Origin of the sequence: Roseomonas chloroacetimidivorans, assembly GCF_049629625.1 — a bacterium.
GTDB lineage: Bacteria > Pseudomonadota > Alphaproteobacteria > Acetobacterales > Acetobacteraceae > Roseomonas > Roseomonas chloroacetimidivorans.
The window spans coordinates 1-4,105 of sequence record NZ_JBNBZS010000188.1; the positions used below are offsets into that span (position 1 = coordinate 1).

Consider the following 4,105-nt stretch of genomic DNA (forward strand, 5'->3'; position numbering starts at 1 on the left):
TGATCCGCCGACGATTAGCGCGACCACGAGAATGCCGAAGGCGAGCGCAAGCACGTTGTTGGTGTTGTCCGGTGCCGTGGTGATGTGAAGAAAGAAAACGAGGTGAACACCGATTTGCGCAATCGCAAGCACGACAAGTGCAACAGGGATTCCCGGTCCCCAGATCAGATCGGTCCCCGCCGTATAGAACGAGGCCGCGGTGAGCACGGCCGCGAGCGACAGGCCGATCACATAGCCTCCTATTCCCCGCGCAACGCCGTTGCGGTCGGAACGCATGCTGCCGGGAGCCGTGTCCCCAGCGTTCGGATCGGCGTCGTCGCCCATGTTGTTCATCGGCCCGCTCCCATCAAGTAGACGATCGTGAACAGCGCGACCCAGATGATGTCGAGCGCGTGCCAGAACAGACTGAAGCAGAGCAGCCGGCGCAGGATATTGGGGCGGAAGCCCTTGACGAAAATCTGCGCCATCATCGTGCCCAGCCAGAGGAGTCCAGCGGCGACATGGACCCCGTGACAGCCGACGACCGCGAAAAACGACGACAGAAAGGCACTCTGCTGAGGCCCCGCCTCGCGGGCCAGCATCTCGGCGAATTCCTGTACCTCCAACGCAAGGAAGGCGAGGCCGAGAAGGCCTGTGATCAGGAGGGAAACCTGGCTCCAGAGCTGACTACGAGCCTCGGCCGCCACGCCAGAGAGGCCGCAGGTGAAGCTAGACGCGAGCAGGCACGCGGTCTCCAGCGCCAAGCGCGACGGTTCGAACAGCTGAGGTCCAGATGGACGGCCCGCTGCCGCCCGCGCCAGCACCGCGTGCGCCGCGAAGAACGCGGAGAACATGACGATGTCACTGAGCAAGAAGATCCAGAAGCCGTAGCCTACGATCACCCGCTTGTCGGCGGGACCTCCTTCGCCGTGACCCGTCGGCTCACCATGGGCACCACCGTCACGGCCGTGACCATGATTGCGACGACCAAGCTTGTAAGGGTCGACGATCTGCCGGTTCCGGCGATGTTCCTCAGGCGAGACGCGTACCGCTCTCATACAGGCTGCTCAATTCTGGCCAATGCCGCGAGTCTCGCCTGACGGCTAGCGCGATCAACCCGAGCGACCTCTTCCGCGGGGATCTCATACTCGTCGATGTCTCGCCACGCGAACACCACGAAGGTCGCGAACGCGGCCACAAGGCCTAGCGCCACCATCCACCAGATGTGCCAGATCAGCGCGAAGCCGGTGATGGTGGAGAAGAACGCCGTGACGAAGCCGGTCGGGCTGTTCCTCGGCATCTCGATCGGCTCGTAATGCGGCTCATCGGCGACGTGCTGGGCTTCGATCGCACGCTGCTTGATCTCCCAATAAGCCTCCTCGCCGGCCACGTCGGGCGTCGTTGCGAAATTGAAGACCGGTGGGGGTGACGGCGTCGCCCATTCTAGCGAGCGGCCGTCCCACGGATCGCCCGTCTCGTCCTGGAGATCGACGCGGCGGCGAATGCTGACGATGAGCTGGGCCACCTGGCAGGCGACGCCGCATAGGGTGATCGCGGTTCCCATTGCAGCCAGTACAATCCACGGACGCCATTCAGGCACATCATAGTGCTGCATGCGCCGCGTCATGCCAAGGAGGCCAACCATATAGAGCGGCATGAAGGTAACATAGAAGCCGACGAGGGAGAGCCAGAAGGCCGCCTTGCCCCAGCCTTCGTGCAGCGTGAACCCAAATGCTTTGGGAAACCAGTAGGTGAAACCTGCAAACGCGCCGAACAGCACGCCGCCAATGATGACGTTGTGGAAGTGGGCAACCAGGAACATGCTGTTGTGCAACACGAAGTCCACCGGCGGCACGGCGAGCAGCACGCCGGTCATACCACCGATCACGAAGGTCACGATAAAGCCGACTGACCACAACATCGGCGTCGTGAAGCGGATGCGTCCGCCATACATGGTGAAGATCCAGTTGTAGACCTTCACACCGGTGCCAACAGCGATGATGCTGGTGGCAATACCGAATGCGGCGTTGACGTTGGCGCCGGCGCCCATCGTGAAGAAATGGTGCAACCATACCATGAACGAGACGATGCAGATGAACAAGGTCGCCGCTACCATCGAGCGATAGCCGAACAACGGCTTCCCTGAGAAGGTGGAGATCACTTCGGAGAAGATACCGAAGGCAGGCAGAATGAGGATGTAGACCTCCGGATGTCCCCAGGCCCAGATCAGATTGACAAACATCATCGGGCTACCGCCGGCTTCATTAGTGAAAAAGTGGAAGCCGAGATAGCGATCGAGGGTCAGCATCGCGAGCGTAGCGGTGAGGATCGGGAAGGCGGCCACGATCAGCATGTTGGAGGCGAGCGCTGTCCAGCAGAACATCGGCATCCGCAGGTAGCCCATCCCAGGCGCACGCATCTTGAGGATCGTGGTGACGAGATTGATGCCGGAGATCAGGGTGCCCACACCCGAAATCTGAATGGCCCATATATAGTAATCGACCCCCACGCCTGGAGAATAGGTCAGCTCGGATAAGGGCGGATAGGGCAGCCAGCCCGTTCGCGCGAATTCACCAACCACCAGCGAGATGTTGACGAGCAGCGCGCCGGTGGCGGTGAGCCAGAAACCCACGGAGTTCAAGGTCGGGAAGGCGACGTCGCGCACCCCGAGCTGCAGCGGTACGACGAAGTTCATCAGGCCGATCATGAACGGCATTGCCCCGAAGAAGATCATGATCGTGCCGTGCGCGGAGAAAATTTGATTATAGTGATCGGCCGGAAGGTAGCCGGGAGCATGGAAGGCGAGGGCCTGCTGCGATCGCATCATGAGCGCGTCGGCAAATCCACGCAGCAGCATGGCGAGCGCAAGCAGCGTGTACATCACGCCGATCCGCTTGTGGTCGACGCTGGTGATCCATTCGCGCCAAAGATATGGAAGGTAGCCTTTTAGAAAGGCCCAGGCCAGAACGCCCAGGATCGCCGATCCCACCACCAAGGAGGCAATGAGCGGGATCGGCTGCTCCCAAGGGATCGCCGACCAGCTGAGCTTTCCCAGCATTTCAGTTCTCCGTTCGGGTGTGGGCCGGCGTCCCCCCGTTTCCCACCCGTGGGCCCGGGCCCGGCGGCACCTGCTGGGTCACGATTGCCCGGAACAAGGCCGGATCGACCTGCCGATAGGTGAAAGGGCGTACATTCCGGCTCTGCTCGGCAAGCGCGGCATAGCCGGGCAGGTCTAGCGCCGGGCCCGCCTGCTGCGCCGCTGTTATCCAGCCCGCAAACGCGTCCTGCGGCATGGCGTGGAGGGCAAAGTTCATGTCCGAGAAGCCGTCTCCACTGAAATGCGCGGATTGGCCATAGAAGACGCCTGGTCGATCGGCCTGAAGATAGAGCTGCGTCTCCATTCCATTCATCGTGTAGATCATGCTGCCGAGTTGCGGCACGAAGAAGGTGTTCATGACGCTTGCCGAGGTCAGGGAGAAGTGCACCGGGACCCCCGCTGGAACCACCAGATGGTTCACGCTCGCAATACCCTCCTCAGGGTAGATGAACAGCCACTTCCAGTCGAGGGAGACCACCTGCACCTCGACCGGCCTGCGATCCGAGGCGATCGGCTTGCCAGGATCGAGATCGTGCGAGCCGATCCAGATCACGCCTCCGAGAAAAAGGATCACCAGGATGGGGATGGACCAGACGATGAGCTCGATGCGCCCGGAATAGGCCCAGTCCGGGAGGTAGCGCGCCTTGCGGTTGGACGCGCGGAACCACCAGGCGAAGACACATGCTGTCAGGATCGTGGGCAACACGACGGCCAACATGATCGCCAGCGAATTGAACAGGATTATTCGTTGCGCGACGCCGATGGTTCCCTGCGGCTCCAGCACGCCTCCCGAGCAGCCGGTCAGGAAGAGCAGCGTCAGGGGAGCCGCCGCTGTCCAGAAAGGTGACACTGCCTGCCTCCCTCAACCACGCCCAGAACCACGATGCGGCATGCCGGGCCGCCTCATACGAGTTGAGCCAAGTGCCGGGCAAGAAACGAACGGCGGCTTGGCAGCCACTGGCGCTCCGTGTCGAGGCTATCGATGCGGCACACGGTCCCGGCACGATTGAGATCTCGCGTCAGTGACGC

Annotated in this window: 4 protein-coding genes; all 4 read right to left on the reverse strand. The window is 61.9% G+C overall.

Features of this window, described 5'->3' with window-relative positions:
- Window positions 1–333, reverse strand: a 333-nt coding sequence (locus tag ACO1BU_RS36180) for a cytochrome o ubiquinol oxidase subunit IV (RefSeq protein WP_424140710.1), incomplete at its 3' end; no start/stop codon positions are given.
- The gene (locus tag ACO1BU_RS36185; protein WP_424140711.1) at window positions 330–1,037 is read right to left on the reverse strand and encodes a cytochrome c oxidase subunit 3; all 708 of its coding nucleotides are present in this window, start codon (window positions 1,035–1,037) and stop codon (window positions 330–332) included. The genes ACO1BU_RS36185 and ACO1BU_RS36180, both read right to left, overlap by 4 nt.
- Window positions 1,034–3,037, reverse strand: a complete 2,004-nt coding sequence (cyoB, locus tag ACO1BU_RS36190; protein ID WP_424140712.1) for a cytochrome o ubiquinol oxidase subunit I — start codon at window positions 3,035–3,037, stop codon at window positions 1,034–1,036. Before cyoB ends, ACO1BU_RS36185 begins: the two co-directional genes overlap by 4 nt.
- 1 nt (window position 3,038) lies before the next feature.
- Window positions 3,039–3,926, reverse strand: coding sequence for a ubiquinol oxidase subunit II (gene cyoA, locus ACO1BU_RS36195; RefSeq protein WP_424140713.1), 888 nt, complete (start codon window positions 3,924–3,926; stop codon window positions 3,039–3,041).
- Between the last annotated feature and the right edge of the window lie 179 nt (window positions 3,927–4,105).